The organism is Paenibacillus hamazuiensis (genome assembly GCF_023276405.1).
In the GTDB taxonomy this organism is placed as follows: Bacteria; Bacillota; Bacilli; order Paenibacillales; family NBRC-103111; genus Paenibacillus_AF; species Paenibacillus_AF hamazuiensis.
Genome location: NZ_JALRMO010000001.1, coordinates 7,382,501 through 7,403,019 on the forward strand (window position 1 = coordinate 7,382,501; position 20,519 = coordinate 7,403,019).

At 54.3% G+C, this 20,519-nt stretch carries 14 protein-coding genes, 17 tRNA genes and 2 rRNA genes (1 of these 33 cut by a window edge); 28 read left to right on the plus strand and 5 right to left on the minus strand.

The genetic code is table 11. The annotated features are described in order from the left end of the window. From MYS68_RS32505 to MYS68_RS32595, 19 genes are all read left to right on the plus strand, one after another. A 23S ribosomal RNA gene (locus tag MYS68_RS32505) occupies positions 1-1,968 on the plus strand (it extends 948 nt beyond the left edge of the window). Positions 1,969-2,075: 107 nt separating this feature from the next. Then, positions 2,076-2,192 (plus strand): 5S ribosomal RNA (gene rrf, locus MYS68_RS32510). A 96-nt stretch (positions 2,193-2,288) separates the two neighbouring features. Continuing rightward, a tRNA-Asn gene (locus MYS68_RS32515) sits at positions 2,289-2,364 on the plus strand. Between the two features lie 35 nt (positions 2,365-2,399). Then, positions 2,400-2,491: transfer RNA gene (locus tag MYS68_RS32520), tRNA-Ser, on the plus strand. A 19-nt stretch (positions 2,492-2,510) separates the two neighbouring features. Next, positions 2,511-2,586: transfer RNA gene (locus tag MYS68_RS32525), tRNA-Val, on the plus strand. A gap of 18 nt (positions 2,587-2,604) precedes the next feature. After that, positions 2,605-2,681: transfer RNA gene (locus MYS68_RS32530), tRNA-Met, on the plus strand. Between the two features lie 14 nt (positions 2,682-2,695). Then, a tRNA-Asp gene (locus tag MYS68_RS32535) sits at positions 2,696-2,772 on the plus strand. A gap of 15 nt (positions 2,773-2,787) precedes the next feature. Beyond that, a tRNA-Thr gene (locus MYS68_RS32540) sits at positions 2,788-2,862 on the plus strand. A 9-nt stretch (positions 2,863-2,871) separates the two neighbouring features. Continuing rightward, a tRNA-Tyr gene (locus tag MYS68_RS32545) sits at positions 2,872-2,957 on the plus strand. Positions 2,958-2,962: 5 nt separating this feature from the next. Continuing rightward, a tRNA-His gene (locus tag MYS68_RS32550) sits at positions 2,963-3,038 on the plus strand. 14 nt (positions 3,039-3,052) lie between these two features. Next, positions 3,053-3,127, plus strand: a tRNA-Gln gene (locus tag MYS68_RS32555). A 6-nt stretch (positions 3,128-3,133) separates the two neighbouring features. Then, positions 3,134-3,206, plus strand: a tRNA-Lys gene (locus MYS68_RS32560). Between the two features lie 16 nt (positions 3,207-3,222). Continuing rightward, a tRNA-Gly gene (locus tag MYS68_RS32565) sits at positions 3,223-3,297 on the plus strand. Between the two features lie 242 nt (positions 3,298-3,539). Then, positions 3,540-3,614 (plus strand) — tRNA-Gly (locus MYS68_RS32570). A gap of 134 nt (positions 3,615-3,748) precedes the next feature. Beyond that, positions 3,749-3,825 (plus strand) — tRNA-Arg (locus MYS68_RS32575). A 24-nt stretch (positions 3,826-3,849) separates the two neighbouring features. Continuing rightward, a tRNA-Leu gene (locus MYS68_RS32580) sits at positions 3,850-3,932 on the plus strand. Positions 3,933-3,941: 9 nt separating this feature from the next. Then, a tRNA-Pro gene (locus tag MYS68_RS32585) sits at positions 3,942-4,018 on the plus strand. An 18-nt stretch (positions 4,019-4,036) separates the two neighbouring features. After that, positions 4,037-4,110 (plus strand) — tRNA-Gly (locus MYS68_RS32590). Positions 4,111-4,128: 18 nt separating this feature from the next. Further along, positions 4,129-4,202, plus strand: a tRNA-Arg gene (locus MYS68_RS32595). 150 nt (positions 4,203-4,352) lie between these two features. On the opposite strand, the gene cidR is transcribed toward MYS68_RS32595, so the two are convergent. Next, entirely contained in the window at positions 4,353-5,252 is a 900-nt protein-coding gene (gene cidR / locus MYS68_RS32600; protein ID WP_248929761.1) for a cidABC operon transcriptional activator CidR, read from the minus strand. Positions 5,253-5,363: 111 nt separating this feature from the next. Here cidR and MYS68_RS32605 point away from each other — a divergent pair, with 111 nt between their 5' ends. Continuing rightward, a complete protein-coding gene (locus tag MYS68_RS32605) occupies positions 5,364-5,741 on the plus strand; it encodes a CidA/LrgA family protein (RefSeq protein WP_248929762.1) in 378 nt (125 codons plus the stop codon). A gap of 1 nt (position 5,742) precedes the next feature. After that, positions 5,743-6,420, plus strand: coding sequence for an LrgB family protein (locus MYS68_RS32610; RefSeq protein WP_248929763.1), 678 nt, complete (start codon positions 5,743-5,745; stop codon positions 6,418-6,420). 51 nt (positions 6,421-6,471) lie between these two features. Here MYS68_RS32610 and MYS68_RS32615 read toward each other — a convergent pair whose 3' ends face one another. After that, the gene (locus MYS68_RS32615; protein ID WP_248929764.1) at positions 6,472-6,618 is read right to left on the minus strand and encodes a hypothetical protein; all 147 of its coding nucleotides are present in this window, start codon (positions 6,616-6,618) and stop codon (positions 6,472-6,474) included. 281 nt (positions 6,619-6,899) lie between these two features. Between MYS68_RS32615 and kduD the strand changes: the two genes are divergently transcribed. The 4 genes from kduD (at position 6,900) to MYS68_RS32635 (ending at position 10,019) form a co-directional block, all read left to right on the plus strand. Continuing rightward, positions 6,900-7,655 carry a 2-dehydro-3-deoxy-D-gluconate 5-dehydrogenase KduD gene (gene kduD, locus MYS68_RS32620; protein WP_248929765.1) on the plus strand — a complete coding sequence of 252 codons (756 nt, stop codon included), beginning with the start codon at positions 6,900-6,902 and terminating at the stop codon, positions 7,653-7,655. Positions 7,656-7,686: 31 nt separating this feature from the next. Then, on the plus strand, positions 7,687-8,661 hold the full coding sequence (locus MYS68_RS32625; protein ID WP_248929766.1) for a sugar kinase: 975 nt from the start codon (positions 7,687-7,689) through the stop codon (positions 8,659-8,661). A 25-nt stretch (positions 8,662-8,686) separates the two neighbouring features. After that, positions 8,687-9,355: a bifunctional 2-keto-4-hydroxyglutarate aldolase/2-keto-3-deoxy-6-phosphogluconate aldolase gene (locus tag MYS68_RS32630; RefSeq protein ID WP_248929767.1), complete on the plus strand. Its 669-nt coding sequence runs from the start codon at positions 8,687-8,689 to the stop codon at positions 9,353-9,355. A gap of 97 nt (positions 9,356-9,452) precedes the next feature. Further along, complete coding sequence (locus MYS68_RS32635) at positions 9,453-10,019, plus strand: DUF4269 domain-containing protein (RefSeq protein WP_248929768.1); 567 nt, start codon at positions 9,453-9,455, stop codon at positions 10,017-10,019. Between the two features lie 53 nt (positions 10,020-10,072). Here MYS68_RS32635 and MYS68_RS32640 read toward each other — a convergent pair whose 3' ends face one another. The 3 genes from MYS68_RS32640 to MYS68_RS32650 form a co-directional block, all read right to left on the minus strand. Next, positions 10,073-14,626, minus strand: a complete 4,554-nt coding sequence (locus tag MYS68_RS32640; protein WP_248929769.1) for a glutamate synthase-related protein — start codon at positions 14,624-14,626, stop codon at positions 10,073-10,075. 462 nt (positions 14,627-15,088) lie between these two features. Continuing rightward, on the minus strand, positions 15,089-16,456 hold the full coding sequence (locus tag MYS68_RS32645) for a glutamate-1-semialdehyde 2,1-aminomutase (protein WP_248929770.1): 1,368 nt from the start codon (positions 16,454-16,456) through the stop codon (positions 15,089-15,091). 23 nt (positions 16,457-16,479) lie between these two features. Then, positions 16,480-17,535 (minus strand): LCP family protein, encoded by a 1,056-nt coding sequence (locus MYS68_RS32650; protein WP_248929771.1) that lies wholly within the window; start codon positions 17,533-17,535, stop codon positions 16,480-16,482. 270 nt (positions 17,536-17,805) lie between these two features. Between MYS68_RS32650 and MYS68_RS32655 the strand changes: the two genes are divergently transcribed. The 3 genes from MYS68_RS32655 to MYS68_RS32665 are packed head-to-tail and all read left to right on the plus strand — an operon-like array spanning position 17,806 to position 20,459. Beyond that, positions 17,806-18,882, plus strand: a complete 1,077-nt coding sequence (locus MYS68_RS32655; RefSeq protein WP_248929772.1) for an ABC transporter ATP-binding protein — start codon at positions 17,806-17,808, stop codon at positions 18,880-18,882. Further along, positions 18,875-19,669, plus strand: a complete 795-nt coding sequence (locus MYS68_RS32660; RefSeq protein ID WP_248929773.1) for an ABC transporter permease — start codon at positions 18,875-18,877, stop codon at positions 19,667-19,669. The genes MYS68_RS32655 and MYS68_RS32660 overlap by 8 nt, the downstream gene beginning before the upstream one ends. A gap of 4 nt (positions 19,670-19,673) precedes the next feature. After that, a complete protein-coding gene (locus MYS68_RS32665) occupies positions 19,674-20,459 on the plus strand; it encodes an ABC transporter permease (RefSeq protein WP_248929774.1) in 786 nt (261 codons plus the stop codon). Positions 20,460-20,519: the final 60 nt, after the last annotated feature.

The following is a 20,519-nucleotide window of genomic DNA, read 5'->3' on the forward strand; positions in this document are numbered from 1 at the left end:
AAACTCTGAATGCCGCATACTTATACCCGGGAGTCAGACGGTGAGTGCTAAGATCCATCGTCAAGAGGGAAACAGCCCAGATCATCAGCTAAGGTCCCCAAGTGTGTGTTAAGTGGGAAAGGATGTGGAGTTGCACAGACAACCAGGATGTTGGCTTAGAAGCAGCCACCATTGAAAGAGTGCGTAATAGCTCACTGGTCGAGTGACTCTGCGCCGAAAATGTAACGGGGCTAAACACACCACCGAAGCTATGGGTCCAGTAATGGGCAGTAGGGGAGCGTTGTATACGGGTAGAAGCTTGACTGTAAGGACAGGTGGACTGTATACAAGTGAGAATGCCGGTATGAGTAACGAAAAGATGGGTGAGAATCCCATCCGCCGAAAGCCTAAGGGTTCCTGAGGAAGGTTCGTCCGCTCAGGGTTAGTCGGGACCTAAGGCGAGGCCGAAAGGCGTAGTCGAAGGACAACAGGTCGAAATTCCTGTACCACCGTGAACCGTTATGAGCAATGGGGTGACGCAGAAGGGTAGTGACGCGGACTGATGGATGTCCGTCCAAGCAGTAAGGCTGGTGCGTAGGCAAATCCGCGCATCGATAAGGCTGAGCTGTGATGGGGAGGGAAACTTCGGGAGTACCGAAGGTCATGATCTCAAGCTGCCAAGAAAAGCCTCTAGCCAGGGAGAAGGTGCCCGTACCGCAAACCGACACAGGTAGGCGAGAAGAGAATTCTAAGGCGCGCGGAAGAACTCTCGTTAAGGAACTCGGCAAAATGACCCCGTAACTTCGGGAGAAGGGGTGCCCCGGTAAGGTGAATAGCCGGAGGGGGCCGCAGTGAAAAGGCCCAAGCGACTGTTTAGCAAAAACACAGGTCTGTGCGAAGCCGCAAGGCGAAGTATACGGGCTGACGCCTGCCCGGTGCTGGAAGGTTAAGGGGAGCGGTAAGGTGCAAACCGAAGCTGTGAACCGAAGCCCCAGTAAACGGCGGCCGTAACTATAACGGTCCTAAGGTAGCGAAATTCCTTGTCAGGTAAATTCTGACCCGCACGAATGGCGTAACGACTTGGGCGCTGTCTCGACGAGAGATCCGGTGAAATTTTAATACCTGTGAAGATGCAGGTTACCCGCGACAAGACGGAAAGACCCCATGGAGCTTTACTGCAGCTTGATATTGGACTTTGGTACGATCTGTACAGGATAGGTGGGAGCCTTTGAAGCATGAGCGCCAGCTTGTGTGGAGGCGACGTTGGGATACCACCCTGATCGTATCGGAGTTCTAACCTGGTACCCTGATCGGGTATGGGGACAGTGTCAGGTGGGCAGTTTGACTGGGGCGGTCGCCTCCTAAAGAGTAACGGAGGCGCCCCAAGGTTCCCTCAGAATGGTTGGAAATCATTCGAAGAGTGCAAAGGCAGAAGGGAGCTTGACTGCGAGACAAACAGGTCGAGCAGGGACGAAAGTCGGGCTTAGTGATCCGGTGGTACCGAATGGAAGGGCCATCGCTCAACGGATAAAAGCTACCCTGGGGATAACAGGCTTATCTCCCCCAAGAGTCCACATCGACGGGGAGGTTTGGCACCTCGATGTCGGCTCATCGCATCCTGGGGCTGAAGTAGGTCCCAAGGGTTGGGCTGTTCGCCCATTAAAGCGGTACGCGAGCTGGGTTCAGAACGTCGTGAGACAGTTCGGTCCCTATCTGTCGCGGGCGTAGGAAATTTGAGAGGAGCTGTCCTTAGTACGAGAGGACCGGGATGGACGTACCGCTGGTGTACCAGTTGTCTCGCCAGAGGCACGGCTGGATAGCCAAGTACGGAAGGGATAAGCGCTGAAAGCATCTAAGCGTGAAGCCCCCCTCAAGATGAGATTTCCCAGTATGTAAGACCCCTTGTAGACGACGAGGTAGATAGGTTCGGGGTGGAAGCGCGGTAACGTGTGGAGCTGACGAATACTAATCGGTCGAGGGCTTAACCAAAAGAAGTACCCAAAGGAATCTAACGCAGCACACTTGAAGTGATTCGCATCTAGTTTTCAGGGAGCAACACGCTTCCGAAGCGAGTTTTGATTAAGACAAAACTCATGTTTGGTGACGATGGCGGAGGGGAACCACGCGTACCCATCCCGAACACGACCGTTAAGCCCTCCAGCGCCGATGGTACTTAGACCGCAGGGTCTTGGGAGAGTAGGACGTCGCCAAGCAGGCAAGGTACGTTAGACCTTCAAAGATAGTACTGCGTAGGTCTAACATTCCAGTCAGACATGTAAGACTGACAGTCGAACGTTGTCTACGAGCGTTCCCCGATAGCTCAGTCGGTAGAGCACTCGACTGTTAATCGAGTTGTCACAGGTTCGAGTCCTGTTCGGGGAGCCATATTCACAATTGAGAAGCTTTGTTACGGTCATATTGGAGAGGTGTCCGAGTTGGCCGAAGGAGCACGATTGGAAATCGTGTAGGCGTCACAAGCGTCTCGAGGGTTCGAATCCCTCTCTCTCCGCCATTACATAGCTACTATTCATGGAGGCTTAGCTCAGCTGGGAGAGCATCTGCCTTACAAGCAGAGGGTCGGCGGTTCGATCCCGTCAGCCTCCACCATATATGATATTTAATCGACGCGGGGTGGAGCAGCCCGGTAGCTCGTCGGGCTCATAACCCGAAGGCCGCAGGTTCAAATCCTGCCCCCGCAACCAAATTTTCTTAACGCGGAGCCGTGGTGTAGAGGCCTAACATGCCTGCCTGTCACGCAGGAGACCGCGGGTTCGAATCCCGTCGGCTCCGCCATTTACTTGTCTACATGCCGTCGTAGCTCAGGGGTAGAGCAACGCACTCGTAATGCGTAGGCCGGAGGTTCAATTCCTCTCGACGGCACCAGAGTCACATGGAGGATTAGCGAAGTGGCCAAACGCAGCAGACTGTAAATCTGTTCTCTGACGAGTTCGGTGGTTCGAATCCATCATCCTCCACCAACATGGCGGTCGTGGCGAAGTGGCTAACGCATCGGATTGTGGCTCCGACATTCGAGGGTTCAATTCCCTTCGATCGCCCCATTTATATAATTCATTGGGGATTAGCCAAGCGGTAAGGCAACGGACTTTGACTCCGTCATGCCTAGGTTCGAATCCTAGATCCCCAGCCATTACATGAGCCATTAGCTCAGTCGGTAGAGCACCTGACTTTTAATCAGGGTGTCGTAGGTTCGAGTCCTACATGGCTCACTTTTAAAAATCTTATGCGGAAGTGGCTCAGGGGTAGAGCATCGCCTTGCCAAGGCGAGGGTCGCGGGTTCGAATCCCGTCTTCCGCTCCATTATGATTAAGCTAGGTAAGGGATGAAGAACCCGGTGTTTTAAGGGTTCGTCGGAGCGATACTTCGTTAGGGTTTGCTTCGCAGTCTCGGAGTGAAACGGAGAGTATCCCGTCTTCCGCTTCATTATGATTAAGCTAGGTAGGGATGAGAACCCGGTGTTTTAAGGGTTCGTCGGAATTGTCTAGCTGCATAAAAATTACCGCTTGCATAACATCAAGTACATCGCTTATATTATTAATTACGCGGAAGTGGCTCAGGGGTAGAGCATCGCCTTGCCAAGGCGAGGGTCGCGGGTTCGAATCCCGTCTTCCGCTCCATTATGATTAAGCTAAAAAGGGATGAGAACCCATTGTTTTCAGGGTTCGTCGGAGCGACACTTCGTTAGAAATCACTTCGCAGTCTCGGAGTGAAACGAAGAGTATCCCGTCTTCCGCTCCATTATTATAACTATGTGCCCTTAGCTCAGCCGGATAGAGCGTTTGACTACGAATCAAAAGGTCGGGAGTTCGAATCTCTCAGGGCACGCCATTTTAACTTTATACATTGTAATAAGCCGGTGTGGCGGAATTGGCAGACGCGCGCGACTCAAAATCGTGAGGGAAACCGTGGGGGTTCGAGTCCCTTCACCGGCACCATGCATATAACGGGACGTAGCTCAGCTTGGTAGAGCACCTGGTTTGGGACCAGGGGGTCGCATGTTCGAATCGTGTCGTCCCGACCATGATATACAATTCCATATGCGGGTGTAGTTCAATGGTAGAACTCCAGCCTTCCAAGCTGGTAGCGTGGGTTCGATTCCCATCACCCGCTCCATATTTGAAATGCGCACGTGTCTCAGTAGCTCAGTTGGATAGAGCAACGGCCTTCTAAGCCGTGTGTCGGGGGTTCGAATCCCTCCTGAGACGCTTCTGCTCAACATAGCCCGCTATAGCACGATTGGTAAGACATACGTGCGACATACGGATACATAACCGAACCTCCTACGCGTGACAGCTTAGGAGGTTTTCTTGCTTTATAGCATGACCGTGAAGGGCTTAGATTAAGATTGCCTATTCCTACTCCCCGACTTTCCTCCTTTCCAGCTTATCCCGAGTAAAATGAATCCATTCCCGGGCTGCGAACGACAAGTATCCTGTCCTGCGCCATGCGATGGCAAGCTGCCACGGGATCGAAGGGTTTGCAAACGAAACGGTATGTACGCGGCTAGGATCAAGCGATGCGCAGATCGTTTCCGGCAGCATGGCGATACCCAAGTCGGCCGAGACCATTTCGCTGATAAAATCCCACTGGGAGCTTTCGTACAGCACCTTCGGCTCAAACCCTGCAGCCTTGCAAGCCGATATAATGCGGTCGTGAAGGGCGAAGTCCTCGCGGAAGGAAATGAGCGGCTCATCGGCTAATTCCGCCAGCGCGACGTGATCCCTTTGGGCAAGCCGATGTGACGGGGGGACAACCAGTTTCAACTTTTCATCCACAAAAGGGAACCAATCCAATAATTCATTATGAATGGGCAGGAGAACTACGCCGACATCGAGATGTCCGGCTTCTACGGCAGCCTCAATCTTTTTGGCCCCGTCTTCCACCATGTCCAATTCGATGCCCGGATACTGTTTGCGAAACTGATTGATCACGTTCGGGAAAAAACGGGCGCCGACCATTGGTGGCAATCCGATGCGGATACGGCCTTTCTTCAGGTGCGTGAGATCATTTAGCTCCGCAGAGAGGCTTTCGAAAGACTGCAGGATATGTTTGGCGTGCGCTACAATAACTTGACCGGAGTCGGTGAGTTCAACCTGCCGTCCTTCGCGTATGAATACCTCAATGCCCAGCTCGTCTTCCAGGTTCCGTATCATTTTACTGATCGTCGGCTGCGAAATATGGAGGGCATTAGCGGCCTGAGTGAAGCTTTTGCAGCGAGCGACTTCCAACACATATTGCAGATGCCGGATATCCATTGCACTCATGCTCCTTACATAGATAAATGGAATGAAATCTATTCAATGTATTCATTTTACCTATAAAAGGAGCTGTTGTATACTTTCAATAGTGTAAGGGAGGGAAGCCGCATGAAAGCAATAGATCTTATTCGCCGGCTGGGGCAAATCGGCTTCTTTATTCTCGTTTCCAAGGGAATGAATGAGATCGTGTCACTGTTCCGGCTACCTATTCCGGGGAGCATCTTAGGGATGCTGCTTGTTTTTGTTTTACTTCTCGTGGGTATAATCCGGTTGGATTGGATCGACGCGGGAGCCAATTGGCTGCTCGCCGAAATGCTGTTATTTTTTATTCCTTCGGCGGTCGGAGTACTTCCTTATAAAAATCTGCTGCTGAGCAGCGGCCTGCAAATTGGCGCTGTCATCCTGGGGAGTACACTCATGGTTATGGTGTGCAGCGGCTATATCGCGCAAGGGATTACGAAATGGAAAGAAAGGAGGCCTTCGTGAGATGTTGGCCTTTTTATGTTTTGTTATGACCATTGCCATATATATCGCAGCGAAAAAGCTTTACCGCCGCTGGCCGCGGGTGTATTTGACGCCGCTTTTGACCGTGCCGGTTTTGGCCATTTTGCTGGTGGTCTTCTTTCGCATTCCTTTCGAAGCCTACACTTCGGGGACGAAATGGATCAGCGAGATGGTAGGACCCGCTACCGTCGCTTTGGCCGTACCGTTATATAAAAATATCGGTGTATTGAAGAAAAACGCTTTGACGATAAGTATCAGCGCAGGTTGCGGAGCCGTCGTGGCGTTCATGACTTCCGTCTGTATGTCGGAGTGGCTGAAGCTGAACGTTAAAATTATGGAAAGCATGGCGCCAAGATCGGCTACGACTCCGATCGCAATGTCCATTTCTGAAAATTTGGGGGGAATCCCGAGCATTACCGCGCTCTTTGTGATCATAACCGGTCTCTTAGGCATGGTGCTCGGGCCGCCGGTTGTCCGGATTTTTCGCATTACAAACGATGTGGCGCGAGGTGTGTTGTTCGGAACCAGCTCGCATAATGCGGGAACGGCCAAAGCGTTCGAGTTCGGTTCCGTTGCCGGGACGATTGCTTCCATCGCGATGGTGTTAACGGCGATGATAACGTTATGCGCTGCGCCGCTGCTAATGGTATTGCTGCGCTAAGAGCGTGCGACAAAAACGGCAGTCCGATAGGATGCCGTTCATGCCGATGATTTAACCGATCGAAGGGCGGTTCGGGGCGTGCTTGTCTTTATGGTAGGTCGGCATCGTGCTGGCGGCGATATTTTCTTCGGCTTGCTTGGATTCGTCAAACAACGATTGCATCTTCTGATCCATCGATTTATTTTTTCCTTTGGCCACGGTGAAACCCTCCTCAGATTTGGAATACAAAGCGATTATATTATTTGCCGGATGTGCCGGGACATGCATGACAAATTACTGGGGAAAGCTTGCGGCAGCGAGCATTTCCCTCCGTAAGTATGGCAAAATACCCGGAATTCGCTTATAATGTGAAGTGGTGTCTGTCGGGTTTAAACGTTTTAAACCTGGGGCAGCCAAAGAAATAACAACGTTATCCAGCGGCAGGACAAGCCAAACAGAAGGTTTCAGAGTAAGATATATATAAATGGAGGGTACGAACCATGAATTTTTTCGATTTAACGGGTAAAGTGGCATTAGTAACCGGCGGAGCCGTCGGTTTGGGCGGAGGAATTTCTTTGGGATTGGCGCAGGCTGGGGCCGATGTCGTCATCGTAACCAGCAATGACCGCAACCGGGATACGCAAAATAAAATCGAAGCCATGGGCCGCAAGGCACACACGGTCGTAGCGAACCTGATGGACGAGCAGGCGCTGCCGGGCGTCGTGGAGCAAGCGCTTCAGGCGATGGGTAAAATCGATATTCTCGTCAACAATGCGGGAATTATTCGCCGTACTCCTGCAGCGGATCATGCTGCGCAGGATTGGCATGACGTTTTGAACTTGAACCTCAATTCGGCGTTCTTTTTATCGCAGTTGGTCGGCCGCGAGATGATCAAGCAAGGCTCCGGCAAAATCATCAACATCGCTTCAATGCTGTCGTTCCAGGGCGGCATTAACGTTCCGGGTTATACGGCTTCGAAACATGCCATTGCCGGCGTGACCAAAGCTCTCGCGAACGAATGGGCGAGCAAAAACATCCAGGTCAACGCGATTGCCCCGGGTTATATGGAAACGGACAACACGGCGGCGCTTCGGGCGGATCAAGAGCGCAGCTCGCAAATTCTTGTGCGTATTCCGGCAAACCGCTGGGGCACTCCGGAAGATCTGCAGGGTCCGGTCATTTTCCTCGCATCGAGAGCATCCGATTATATGAGCGGCCACGTGCTTTGCGTGGACGGCGGCTGGATGTCCCGATAATCGCCAATTCAGCGGAAAACAGGTGAAAATCATGACACAACCTAATAACCATGCCGCATATCAGCCGGAGATTGTGACGTTTGGGGAAACGATGGCGTTGATGATGCCGAATGGCGGCAAAGGAATCGAATATTCCCCGCAGCTGCAAACGTTGTTCGGCGGTGCGGAGAGCAACGTAGCTATCGGCGTGGCCAGACTGGGGCACCGGGTAGGCTGGTTCAGCCGACTCGGTAAAGATCCTTTGGGCAATTATATTTTGAAAAAAATTCGCGGGGAAGGCGTGGACGTTTCGCGCGCTTCGCAGACAACGGAAGCGCCGACAGGTCTGATGCTACGCGAAGTGATTTCCGGTAAAACATCGGTATACTACTACCGCAAAGGCTCAGCAGCCAGCACGCTCGCTCCAGAGCATTTGGATGCGGAATACATCGGAGGAGCCCGCATCCTGCACGTAACGGGCATTACGCCGGCTCTGAGCGCATCGTGCCGCGCTGCGGCCAAGGAAGCGATTCGCATCGCCCGCGAGGCGGGAGTAAAAGTATGCTTCGACCCTAATCTGCGGCTCAAGTTATGGTCCTTGGATGAAGCCAGGGAAGTTTTGCTTGATCTGGCTGAAGAGGCCGATTATTTCCTGCCCGGCTTGGATGAGCTGAAGCTGCTCTACCAAACGGAAGACTTCGATCAGATAGTCGGCAGATTGAACAAGCTAAAGGCCGTATCCATCGTCAAAGGCGGCAATGACGAAACTTATATCGTAGAGAAATCCGGCATCACCTCGGTGCCTTATTTTAAAGTGGAAAAGGTCGTCGATACGGTAGGCGCGGGCGACGGCTTCTGTGCCGGGTTTATCGTCGGGCTGCTCAAGGATTACAGCTTGGCGGAAGCGGTGAAGCTGGGCAACCTGATCGGCTCGATGGTCGTCCAAATGGAAGGCGATTGGGAAGGCATCCCGACCTGGGAGCAGGTAGAAGCGGTGCTGACCAATAAAGCGCACGTGGAAAGATAATTTTCGGACGGGATGGTAACGAACCATGAAAAAGCTTAAACTCATTCAGCAAATGGTCAATGAGGGCGTAGTCGCGGTACTGCGCGGCGAGACGCCGGAAGAAGTCGTTGAAATGGCGAAGCAATCGATCGCCGGAGGAATTAAAGTTATCGAGGTAACGATGACGGTTCCTTTTGCGCTCAAGGCGATTGAAGAGCTGGCCAAAACTTACTCCAGCTCGGCGCCGGCGGATTCGGATAAATACGCCATCATCGGCGTAGGTACGGCGCTCGATCCGGAAACGGCGCGTGCCGCGATCTTGAGCGGTGCGGAATTCGTCGTCGGGCCTTCGTTGAACCCGGCTACGGTAACGCTGTGCAACCGGTACCGCGTCCCGGTGCTTCCGGGCTGCATGACGATCCAAGAGATCCAAACGGCGCTGGAGCTTGGCGTCGATATCGTGAAGCTGTTCCCAGGCAATTTGTTCTCCCCGGCAATGATTAAGGCTATTAAAGGCCCGCTGCCGCAGGCTAACATCATGCCGACGGGCGGCGTATCGCTCTCTAACCTCGGCGAATGGATCAAGGCCGGCGCCGTAGCCGTAGGGATCGGCTCCGACCTGACTACGGATGCGGTCAAGACGGGAGACTATTCGCTGGTCGCGAAAAAAGCGGCGCAATACATCGAAGCTTACAAGGCCGCTAAGGCGAAGTAAGCCCACAAGTCTAGAGGCAATCAAGAGACGGGCCCTATGCAGTGAATAACGCTGTATATGGGCCTTTTTTTGCGAGGAGAGGAGGCGGACGAACGATATGTATGGCAGCGATTGGACGGACATCGGATATTTGTCCAAGGGGAATTCTATTCAAAGGGAGGTCTACCGTCTAATAAACCAACACCGGCTGCTGGACCGGTTGAAGGAATATAACCCTATTCTCGTCGGTACCGTACCGATTGATATTCATGTTGCGGGAAGCGATCTGGACATTATTTGCGAAGTTCATGATTTTGAACGATTCGATGAAGCGTTGGCCCGGGAGTTCGGCAAATACCCCGGATATACGGCGGTCAAAAGATCAGTGGATGGCATAGAAAGGATGAAGGCCAATTTTATGTGCGATCATTGGCCCGTCGAAGTGTTTGGTCAAGCTGTGCCGACGGTAAAACAAAACGGCTTCAGGCATATGGTCATCGAAGCAAGACTGCTCCAATTGTTCGGGGAATCGTTCAAGAGGAAAATCATCGAAATGAAATCATACGGAATTAAAACAGAACCGGCATTCGCCCGGGAGCTACAGCTTGAAGGAGACCCATATGAGGAGCTTTTGAAGCTGTGCACCTATTCGGATGAAGAGCTTAAGGAGCTGTGGGCCGGATAGCAAATAAAACCCCCTGAGAGCCCATATAAGGCGTCTCAGGGGGTTGCTTATAATTATTCCGTAGCGACAGACTGATCTGCCTGCAGGCCGACTGGAGCGATGCGTACGAAGTGTTCCGTCAGGTTGGCGAGCAGCTGATCGATTTTCTCAGCGGCTTCCGTTTGACCGGAATTGGCGAGCTCTTCGCGGTAAGCGCCGAGCAGCTCGTTCAGATCACGGATGCTTTGCTGGCCGATCGATTCGATTTTCACTTTTGCGCCTTTGGCAATACGGCGTTCGATCGCCGCCTGGTCAAGGCCCATTTCCGGCACGAGACGTTGGTAGATGACACCGCCGGTCATACCAGCGCAGATCCATGGACCCGGATCGCCAAGAACGACAGCGCGACCGTTGGTCATGTATTCGAACGCAAAGCCTTTCAGGTTGGCGCGGCTGGCGATGCTGCCCAGATCGTCGCGCAGCGGCGTCGTGATTTCTCCACCGAATACGACATCGGCGCCGGAGAAGCGGATGCAGGCACGGGAGTCGGCGTTGCCCTGGATCAGGAACAAGCCTTTTTGTGCGCCGTATCCGAACGATTTACCGACAGAACCGTTGATGAATTGCTTGTTTTTACCCGGCGCTTTCAAGATCGCCACTTTGCCGCCGAGCGACATTTTGCCGACGCCGTCTTCCGCACCGCCGTGAACCGTGATGTTCACGCCGCGAGCGTTAAATGCGGCGAGTCCGTTACCTGGCACGGAGTCGGTGAGCGTGAGCTTCACCTGCGGCAGGTTGTCGTAGCTGCCGTCGAAGCGGTCGCGTACGCGGTGGCTGGAATAGCGGCTGCCCAGAATACGGGACTCGGCATCGACCTTCGTCCAATTGCGTTCGATGGCGCCGTTCCAAGCGACGGAATCCGGGAAGAACTCCTGGCCTTCCGCACCGGCTGCGATTTTGATGTCTGAAGAGGCAACAGCCGCTTCGGCTTCCGCCAGAGCTTGCTCCTTGGAAATGAACTGGAGCGGAGCCGGACGGAGAATATCGGAAAGATCGATTTTATCCAGATGGTTGACTTGCTCCAACAGGTCGGAACGGCCGACCAGCTCTTGCAGCTGCTTGAAGCCAAGCTGAGCGACGATTTCGCGGGTTTCCTCGCCGATGCCGCTGAACAGGCGAACCAAGCTGTCTACGGCCGTATCGTATACGCGAGGCACGAAGCGGCGCAGGCCTTTTTCTTCAGCTTCTTCCATCGAGTCGATCTGTGTTGCGATACCGACGTGGCAAGTGTCCAGGTGACAGCCGCGGCAGGTCGTACAGCCGATCGATTGCATCGCGATGCTGCCGAAGCCGACGCGGTTGGCGCCGAGCATAACCATTTTCACGACGTCCGCGCCGGATTTCATACCGCCGTCGGACCACAGCTCGACTTTGTGGCGCAAGCCGGCTTCGATCAAGGCGACGTGAGCGAGCTTTGTGCCGATCTCGGTAGGCAAACCTACGTGAGTGATCGAGTGAATCCGCGCCGCCCCCGTACCGCCGTCAAAGCCGGAGAGCGTAATGACGTCCGCGCCTGCTTTGGCGACACCGACAGCGATCGTGCCGATACCTGGAACAACCGGAACTTTAACGATAATTTTCGCCTTGCGGCCGCTTGCTTCTTTCAGCTCGGAGATGATTTGCGCCAAGTCCTCGATGGAATAGATGTCATGGTTGTTGGACGGCGAGATCAGGTCCGAACCGATCGTGGCGTTACGGGCGGCGGCGATTTTGGCCGTTACCTTGGAGCCTGGCAGGTGTCCGCCTTCGCCGGGCTTCGCGCCTTGGCCGATTTTGATTTCCAGGAACGCAACGGCGTTCGCGAGCTCGACGTTGACACCGAAACGGCCGGAAGCGACTTGGGCGCCGCGTGTCCGCTTGTAGCGGCCGAGCATATCTTTAATTTCGCCGCCTTCGCCGTTCATCGTGACCATGTTCAAACGTTCGCCGGCTTCCGCATAAGCGCGGAACGCGGTTTCGTTCTGCGAACCGAAGGACATGGACGAAATCAGCGTAGGCAGGCTGTAGCCGTCGATGCCGATATCGACCTGCGAAGGGTCGAGCGGCTTGCGGCCTTCCGCATGAGCCTTGGCAAAATTGAAATCCGCAACGTGACGGATGGAAATCGGATTTTTCTTTTCCTCTTCGCGAAGCTTGTCGCGGTAATCGGTATATGGAGCAGCTCCGGATGCCGCGTCGCCAAGCGCTTTCCACATGCGCTGGAAGAAGCGGAAGTTGCGCGCCGCTTTTGCTTTCGCGTTGGCGAAGTCGTTGTAGCGTGCTTCGGCGTCGGCTTCCAGCTCTGCAAAGCCGGTACCGGCTTTTTCGCTGCCTAAATAGTTAACGATGTCAAGCACTTCCGCCACTTCCGGCTTCAGGCCGATCGCAGAGAAGAAACGGGTGTAGCCGCGCAGCTCGTGCGTACCGATCGTCGAAATGACTTTTTCCAAACCTTTGGAAAGAGCGGTGTACACTTTGCGTGCTGCCGGAGCGCCGTCTTTGGCCGATGCGGTAGCAAACAGCGCGTACGGAGACAAGATGTCGGCGCCAAGACCGCAGGCAACCGCAATATCGTGCAGATTGCGGATCGCCGCGCTGCGCAGGACGACGGAAGCGTGACGGCGCAGATTGTCGCCATTTCCGAGCTTCACGCCGCGAAGCGCGATATCGACTTTGGATACCGCAAGGTGCGGGTCCATCCACAGACGGTCGTTTTGGTGAGCTTCGGAATCATCCAGCACGAGCAGCTGCGCCCCTTGCTGTACGGCAGCGATCGCATCCGCTCCCAGCTTTTCGAGAGCATCCTTCAGCGAAGTGCCGCGGGCGAATGTGATGGACAGCGTTGCAACGGTGTTAGCTCCTTGCTTGCTGTACAGAGCGATGAGCTGCTCCAGGGACATTTGGCCGAGCGTTTCTTCCGAATCGACGCCGTTGCTGCCTTCGAGCACGAGCGGAGCGAGCAATTCTACGCGCAGGCCGACATTCGGCTGGCTGTACAAGCTCGGGCGCTGGCCGACGACGATGCGGGTGGAGAAATGCTCCATTTCGCGGTCGCGGTCGATCGCCGGGTTTGTGACGACAGCTACACTTTCTTTAATAAAGTCCGGAATGTTTTGACGTTCCCAGTTCAGCGCCGCATGCGGGCTGTCGTGGCCGAGGGAACGGATCGGCTCTGCGCCGGTTTCCGCCATCGTTTCGATCATTTGAATGCCGTCGCGGTCCCAGCCGAAGGCGCTGTAGACGTTGTCGGTGACAGCGGTGTCCGCATTCGGCGTCACTTCGGCAATGCCGCTCTTGTCGCCGGCCAGATGTTTGCGCAAGCCTGCGAAGTCGACGCGGGCGCTGGCGCGCTCGTAGACGAGCTCCTGCACGCGGCTGTACGGCAGCACTTGAATGTGTTCACCCGGCGTCAGCACGACGCCGATTTTCTCGCCCGGAGCAATCGGCTTCGGATCGGCGACCATTTCACCTACCGTAATAACGCCCTGCTCGGAGGAGAAGTAAAGCGACGTTTCGCTTTCGACCATCCAAACCGGACGCAGACCGAGAGCGTCGACGCTGAAAATGCACTCGTTGCCGTAACGGGAAACGATACCGGCCGGACCTTGCGCATAGTGGCCCCAAATTTGGCGGAAATAAACGTACATATCCTGCAGCTCCGGACGGAACTGCTTCATCTCATTAATAATCGGCGGGAATACAAGCTCCATCGCCTCGAACATGCTGAGGCCGAAGCGGTGAATGAATGTTTCGATCGTCCGGTTCATGTCCTGGGAGTCGGAACCGCCGTCAACGAGCGGAACGCCGACCATTTCGGCTTCCAGACGCATTTTCTTGACGGTGTTGATCTCTCCGTTATGACCGAGCAAGGAGAACGGCTGCACGCGGAAGAAGCTGGATTGCGTGTTCGTCGAATAACGGTTGTGGCCGATCGTCACCTGCGCCATAAACAAAGGATCGCGCGTGTCGTTGAAATATTTCGGCAAAATGGAGGCTGCGCCCATTACCTTGTAAGCGGCGGTGACGTTGCTGAGCGATGCGACATGCACGTAAAAACGCGACTCGATCGCGATATGCAGCTCGAACAGATGGTCGGCGACGTTCACTTCCGCTTTGTCGCACAAAGCGGCGATTTGCCAAAACGTAGGCTCATCGTTGCGGCCGTTCGGACCGAGCACGCTGCTGTCGGTTTGATTTTCCTGCTCGAGCAGGATCGTGACCTCGTGCTGCTTGAACATGTCGCGGATGTGCGCCTGAATCTCGGCCACGGACAGCTCCAGCTTGCGAGGAACGAAAATATGCGCCACGGAGAAGCGCGGGTCATGAGCGAGCTTGCCGTCCAGGCCGGCGTCGCTCAGTTTTTTCTCCCACAATGCACGGGGAATGTCTGTCAATATTCCGCATCCGTCGCCTTCGCCGGCAATAAAACCCGAACGATGCTCCATTTTAACGAGAGCGTCGATCGTTTTTTGGATATTGTCGCGGGATGGAAATCCGTCTTTCTCGATTATACAAACAATACCGCAGCTATCGTGCTCCGTGGCCAGTAAGTGTTGAAAACGGCCTTCATTGCGCATTACTTCATTCATTTTGATGGTCAGCAGGCTGACCGTCACCTCCCGTGGTAGTATGGCGTCCTCTTTCGTTTATGCGGATAAAAGCGAGACGCGGATATGATGTATAAATATACATTTATACTGTATAAAGAGCGCTGCGCCTTTGGAAAACGGAAAGGTGGGGACTTATCCGGCATGGAAACGAAAGAAAAAAAATGAAGCCCTCAATGCTGTAAAAAGCGAGCATCTCGACCGGCTTTTCCGAAAAAAACTTATAAAATGCCGATTTTCATTAAAAAGTCAAAGTAAATATAGAATAACATGAAAATGTTACGGAGACAATAGAACTTTACAGTTTTACCACTATGTAAGCGCTGTCTATTTTGTATATTGGTGAATAAAGGAAAATAATTGGCGAATTTTGCGGGCTGAAAAAAACGAACGAACTATTATCGATGCCCGATAATAGTTCGTGATTATCCTGATAAAAGCTGTTTATGACTCCGTTGACATGATGCGGAACGCCTCGTCCGCCGCTGCGATGGTCCGCTCGATGTCCTCATCGGAATGTGCCGTCGTGAGAAACCAGGCTTCATATTTGGAAGGGGCGAGGCAGATGCCCCGGTCCAGCATGAGCCGGAAAAAGCGGGCGAAGCGCTCGCCGTCGGTGTCCTGCGCTTCCGCGTAGTTCGTCACCGGATGCGCGCAGAAATGCGTGGAGAACGCGCCGCGGATGCGGTTTACCGTCAGCGCCACGCCGTGCCGCCCGGCGGCCTCGGCGATGCCGCCGGCGAGTCGCGCAGCCAGCGCGTCCAGCCGCTCGTACGTACCGGGCGCGCGCAGCGTCTCGAGGCAGGCGATGCCTGCGGAGATCGAAGCCGGGTTGCCCGCCATCGTGCCCGCCTGATAGGCCGGGCCGAGCGGAGCCACCTGCTCCATGATCTCCTTGCGCCCGCCGTAGGCGCCGATCGGCAGGCCGCCGCCGATGATTTTGCCGAGCGCGGTCAGGTCCGGTTCGATCGCTTGATACAGCGCGTCGGCGCTGCCGGCCCCGGACTCCTGCTCCGCGAGCCCGGCAAACGTCTGTGCCGCGCCATAGTGGAAGCGGAACGCCGTGATCACCTCGTCGTAGATGACGAGGGAGCCGTTTCTCCGGGCCGCGGCGCAAAGGCCCTGCAGGAATCCCTGCTTCGGCATCACCATGCCGAAGTTGCCGACGATGGGCTCGACCATGACCGCGGCCACGTCATCGCCCCAGCGCGCCAGCGCTTCATCCAGCGCGGCGAGGTCGTTAAACGGCACGGTGATCACCTCGTGCGCGATCGAAACCGGAATCCCGGCGCTGTCCGGGATTCCCAATGTCGAAGGGCCGGAGCCGGCGGCGACGAGCACCAGGTCGGAGTGCCCGTGGTAACAGCCGGCGAACTTGACGATTTTGCTGCGGCCGGTATAGGCGCGGGCTACGCGAATCGTCGTCATGACCGCCTCGGTGCCGCTGTTCACGAAGCGCACTTTATCGAGGGAGGGAATCGCTTCCTTCAGCATTTGCGCGAAGCGGATTTCAAGCTCCGTCGGAGTGCCGTACAGCACGCCGCTGCGGGCGGCGCGGCAAATCGCCTCGGTGACGTGCGGGTGCGCATGGCCGAGAATAATCGGGCCGTATGCGGCCAAATAATCGATATAGCGGTTGCCGTCCGCGTCCCAGAAATAGGCGCCTTCGCCGCGCTGCATGAAGACGGGAGCCCCTCCGCCCACCGCCTTAAACGAACGGGAAGGGCTGTTAACGCCGCCGACGATATGCTGAAGCGCTTCTGCATAAAGCTGCTCCGAGCGGCTCCGTTTCGGATGATCATTGCTGCTCATAATTCGGTTGTTCCTCCCGTCGATCACTTTTTCAGCCTGGCCGCCGCTTCCGTATTTTTCGCTCCGGTCGTGGTCGGTTGTCCCGCCGGCTTGGGCGCTTCCTTACCCTCGGAAGCTGCCTTACCGTTGAAAATTTCCTGCACATACGTCTTCAGTTTGTTTTTATCGGCCGTAATCACTGCGGCGCCGCCGATATTTTTCTCAACGAGCAGCTCGTTCGGAGGAATTTGCTCGGAGGCGATCCCTTCGGCTTTCGCTTCGTAAGCGAGAGAGCCGAGCTTCAGCATGTCGCTTGTCGTCAAATTCGTTTCGATGTACGGATCGACGCTGCTTAAAATGCGCGGCAGCTTGATCAGCGAAGAGGTCGACTGCATTTTTTGCATGATCGCCTGCATGAATTTGCGCTGACGCTCGGTCCGGGCAAAATCGCTTAAAGCATCATGGCGAAAACGGACGTATTGGAGCGCGGTTTTGCCGTCCATATGCTGCATGCCTTTTTTCAAATCGATATCGTATTCGTGGCCGTCCTCGGCGTCGCTGTATTTCATGTTTTTCTCGACTTCGAAATCGATGCCTCCGATCGCATCGACCAGGGCGATAAATCCCTTGAAATCCGTATATACATAATATTGAATCGGGATGCCGAGTAGGTCGCTGACCGTCTTCATCGAAAGCTCGGGACCGCCGAGAGCGAGCGCCGAATTGATGCGGTCGTCGCCGTATCCGGGAATTTTGACATACGTGTCGCGCAGGATGGAAAACAAGGAAGCTTTTTTGGTCACCGGATCGATCGAGGCGACCATAATGGAGTCCGAACGCGGAATTTCATTTTTTTTCAGCCCCCGGGAATCGCCTCCGAGCAGCAGTACGTTCACGCGTTCCTTCCCTTCCCACTTGGGGGGCGTCAGGTTTTCACTTACGTTCTTATAGTTTTGAGTATGAACTTTGGGAAAGATCGTATCGTTCGGTTTGCTTTGGATGTTGTTTGCGAACTGAAGGAAGGAATATGTATAATAACCGATACCCGCCATCACCAGCAGCATGAACGATAAAAGCACCCATTTGATTTTTTTGGCCATTGGCATTGGTCCTTTCCGTTATAAATGCGTTCGCTTTCCCTTTCAAAACGGTTCGTGTATCATAACTATGATAGGTTTCGACACGATTCCCTAACAGTTTACTTGAAAGCGAACTCCTTCATGCGGTCAATATCAAGGAAAGTTTTGCTTTCCTAAATTATAGTGGCTTTTGGGAGCCTATCGCAAGTTGCGGCATTTTTTGACAAGCTTTCCCTGGAAGGCGAAGCGAATTGGCCGCTGTCATTTTTCATAGCAGAGGAGGGAGATTCCATGTGGGCGATAGATGTTCACAATTTGCGCAAAGAATTTCAGGTGCAAAAAAACCGCGAAGGCTTGAAAGGCGCATTTCGCGATTTGTTTAAACGGGAATATACGCAGGTGCGGGCGGTCAAAGATATCAGCTTCCAGATTCCGCAGGGCGAAATATGCGGTTACATCGGCGAGAACGGAGCAGGCAAATCGACGACGATCAAAATGCTGACCGGCATTCTCGTGCCCACCTCGGGCGACATCCGCGTGAACGGTTACGTTCCTTATAAGGAACGGGAAAAATTCGTGCGCGGCATCGGCGTCGTGTTCGGACAGCGCAGCCAGCTGTGGTGGGACATCGGCGTCATCGAGTCTTTCCAGTTATTGAAAAAAGTATACCGGGTGTCGGAGGCCGATTTTAAGAAAAGGCTGGATGAGTTGGTCGAACGTCTGCAGCTTCAGGAGCTGCTGAACCGGCCGGTGCGCAAGCTCAGCCTCGGGCAGCGGATGCGCTGCGAGCTGGCGGCTTCGCTTTTGCACAATCCGAAAATCGTCTTTTTGGACGAGCCGACCATCGGCCTCGACATCGTCGTCAAGACGGAAATCCGCGAGTTTCTCAAGTCGATGAATCAGCGGTACGAAACGACGATTTTGCTGACGACGCACGATTTGCAGGACATCGAAGCGCTTTGCTCCCGCGTCATCATGCTGGACGACGGGCGCATCATTTACGACGGCGGGCTGGAGGAGCTGAAGGCGACATGGGGCAAAGGCAAGGAGGTCGTGCTCCAATTTGCCGAACATGTGTCCCTGGATGCGCTGAAGCAGCTGACCGCCGGGCTCGACGTCGCCTGGGAACTCGAAAACAGCCTCACCGCCAAAGTATGGATTCCGCAGCAGCGGGCTAACGTTTCCGAGGTGCTGGCCCGCGTCGTCGGCCAATTGCAGATAGAAGACATTAAGATCGTCGAAACGAATACCGACGATATCGTGCGCGAAATTTACAAATCGGGCTCGGCCGAGGTGAGACGGCCGGGCGGTGAAACGGATAGCGGCGAAAGCAAGCGCGACCGCGAGGAGGCGTCCGTTCATGCTTAACGCGTACCTCGACATCATCCGCATCCGGTTTTTGATGATGCTGGCGTACCGGGTCAATTATTACAGCGGCATTGTAATATATGCGCTCAATATCGGCGCCTATTATTTTCTGTGGAAAGCGATTTATGGAAGCAGCGAGTCGCTCGGCGGCATGTCGATTACGCAGATGACGACGTACGTTGCGATATCCTGGATGGCGCGGGCGTTTTATTTCAACAACCTCGACCGGGAGATCGCAAACGAGATCAAGGACGGCAGCGTGGCGGTCCAGTTTATCAGGCCGTACAACTACATCATCGTCAAAATGATGCAGGGGCTCGGCGAAGGGCTGTTTCGCCTGCTGCTCTTCAGTACGCCGGGAATGATCGTCGTTTATTTTCTGTTCCCGATCAGCCTGCCGGCCGACGCGCATACTTGGCTCATGTTTATGGCGATGATCTTTCTCAGCTTTCTCATCAATTCGCAGCTGAACATCATCACCGGGCTTTTTGCTTTTTTCCTTGAGAACAACGAGGGCATGATGCGCATGAAGCGGGTCGTGGTCGAGCTGTTCTCCGGGCTCGTCGTGCCGATTTCGCTGTTCCCGGATTGGGCGGCATGGCTCATGAAGCTGCTGCCGTTTCAGGCGATCACTTATTTGCCGGGCACCGTCATTACCGGGAAAGCGGCCGGAAATGCGGCGCTGCAGGCGCTCGGCGTGCAGCTGCTCTGGTTCGTTCTGCTGATCGTGCCGATGGTATGGCTTTGGACAAGCGCCCGCACGCGGCTGTTCGTGCAAGGAGGTTAAGCCGATGTTTTATTTGTCCCTGGTCATGGAATATTTGAAAAATTACATGAAAACGCGGCTCACCTACCGCTCCGATTTCTGGATCGAGGTGCTGTCCGATCTGCTGTTTAACGGCCTCAATCTGTTTTTCATTCTCGTCGTGTTTCTGCACACCCGGCTTCTCGGGGAATGGAACGAATATCAGATTTTGTTCATATACGGATATTTTATGGTGCCTTACGGCATTTTCATTACGTTTTTCAACCTGTGGAATTTCGGGGAACGTTACATCGTCAAGGGTGAGTTGGACCGGATACTGACCCGCCCGGCGTACAATATGGCCCAGCTCGTGCTCGAAAACATGGACCCGTCCTCGCTGTTCAGCGCATTGACCGGGCTCGCAATCATGATCTATGCGGGGACGCACCTGGACTTGGCGCTGGCGTGGTACGACCCGATCGTGTTCCTGCTGCTGGTGGCAGGCTCCGTCTTGATTTACGGCGGCGTATACATGTCGTTTACCGCGCTGTCGTTTTTCTCGGATGCTCCTACCGGGATTACCGCGCTGCTGTGGAATTTGACCAACTACGGGCGTTATCCGGTTACGATTTACAACACGGTGATCAAGCTGCTGCTTACCTGGATATTGCCGTTTGCGTTTGTCGGCTTTTATCCGTCCGCCTGGTTCCTCGACCGTGCCAACTGGGGAGGCTTCGCTTTGCTGACGCCCCTCGTGGGCCTGGTTTTCTTCGGCATCGCGCTGGTCATATGGAATACGGGTATTAAACGGTACCGCGGAGCCGGATCTTAGAAGTTAATTCTTGGAAAATTCATCATTTCTTCATATTATCTTCATATTTGTATGGTAGTC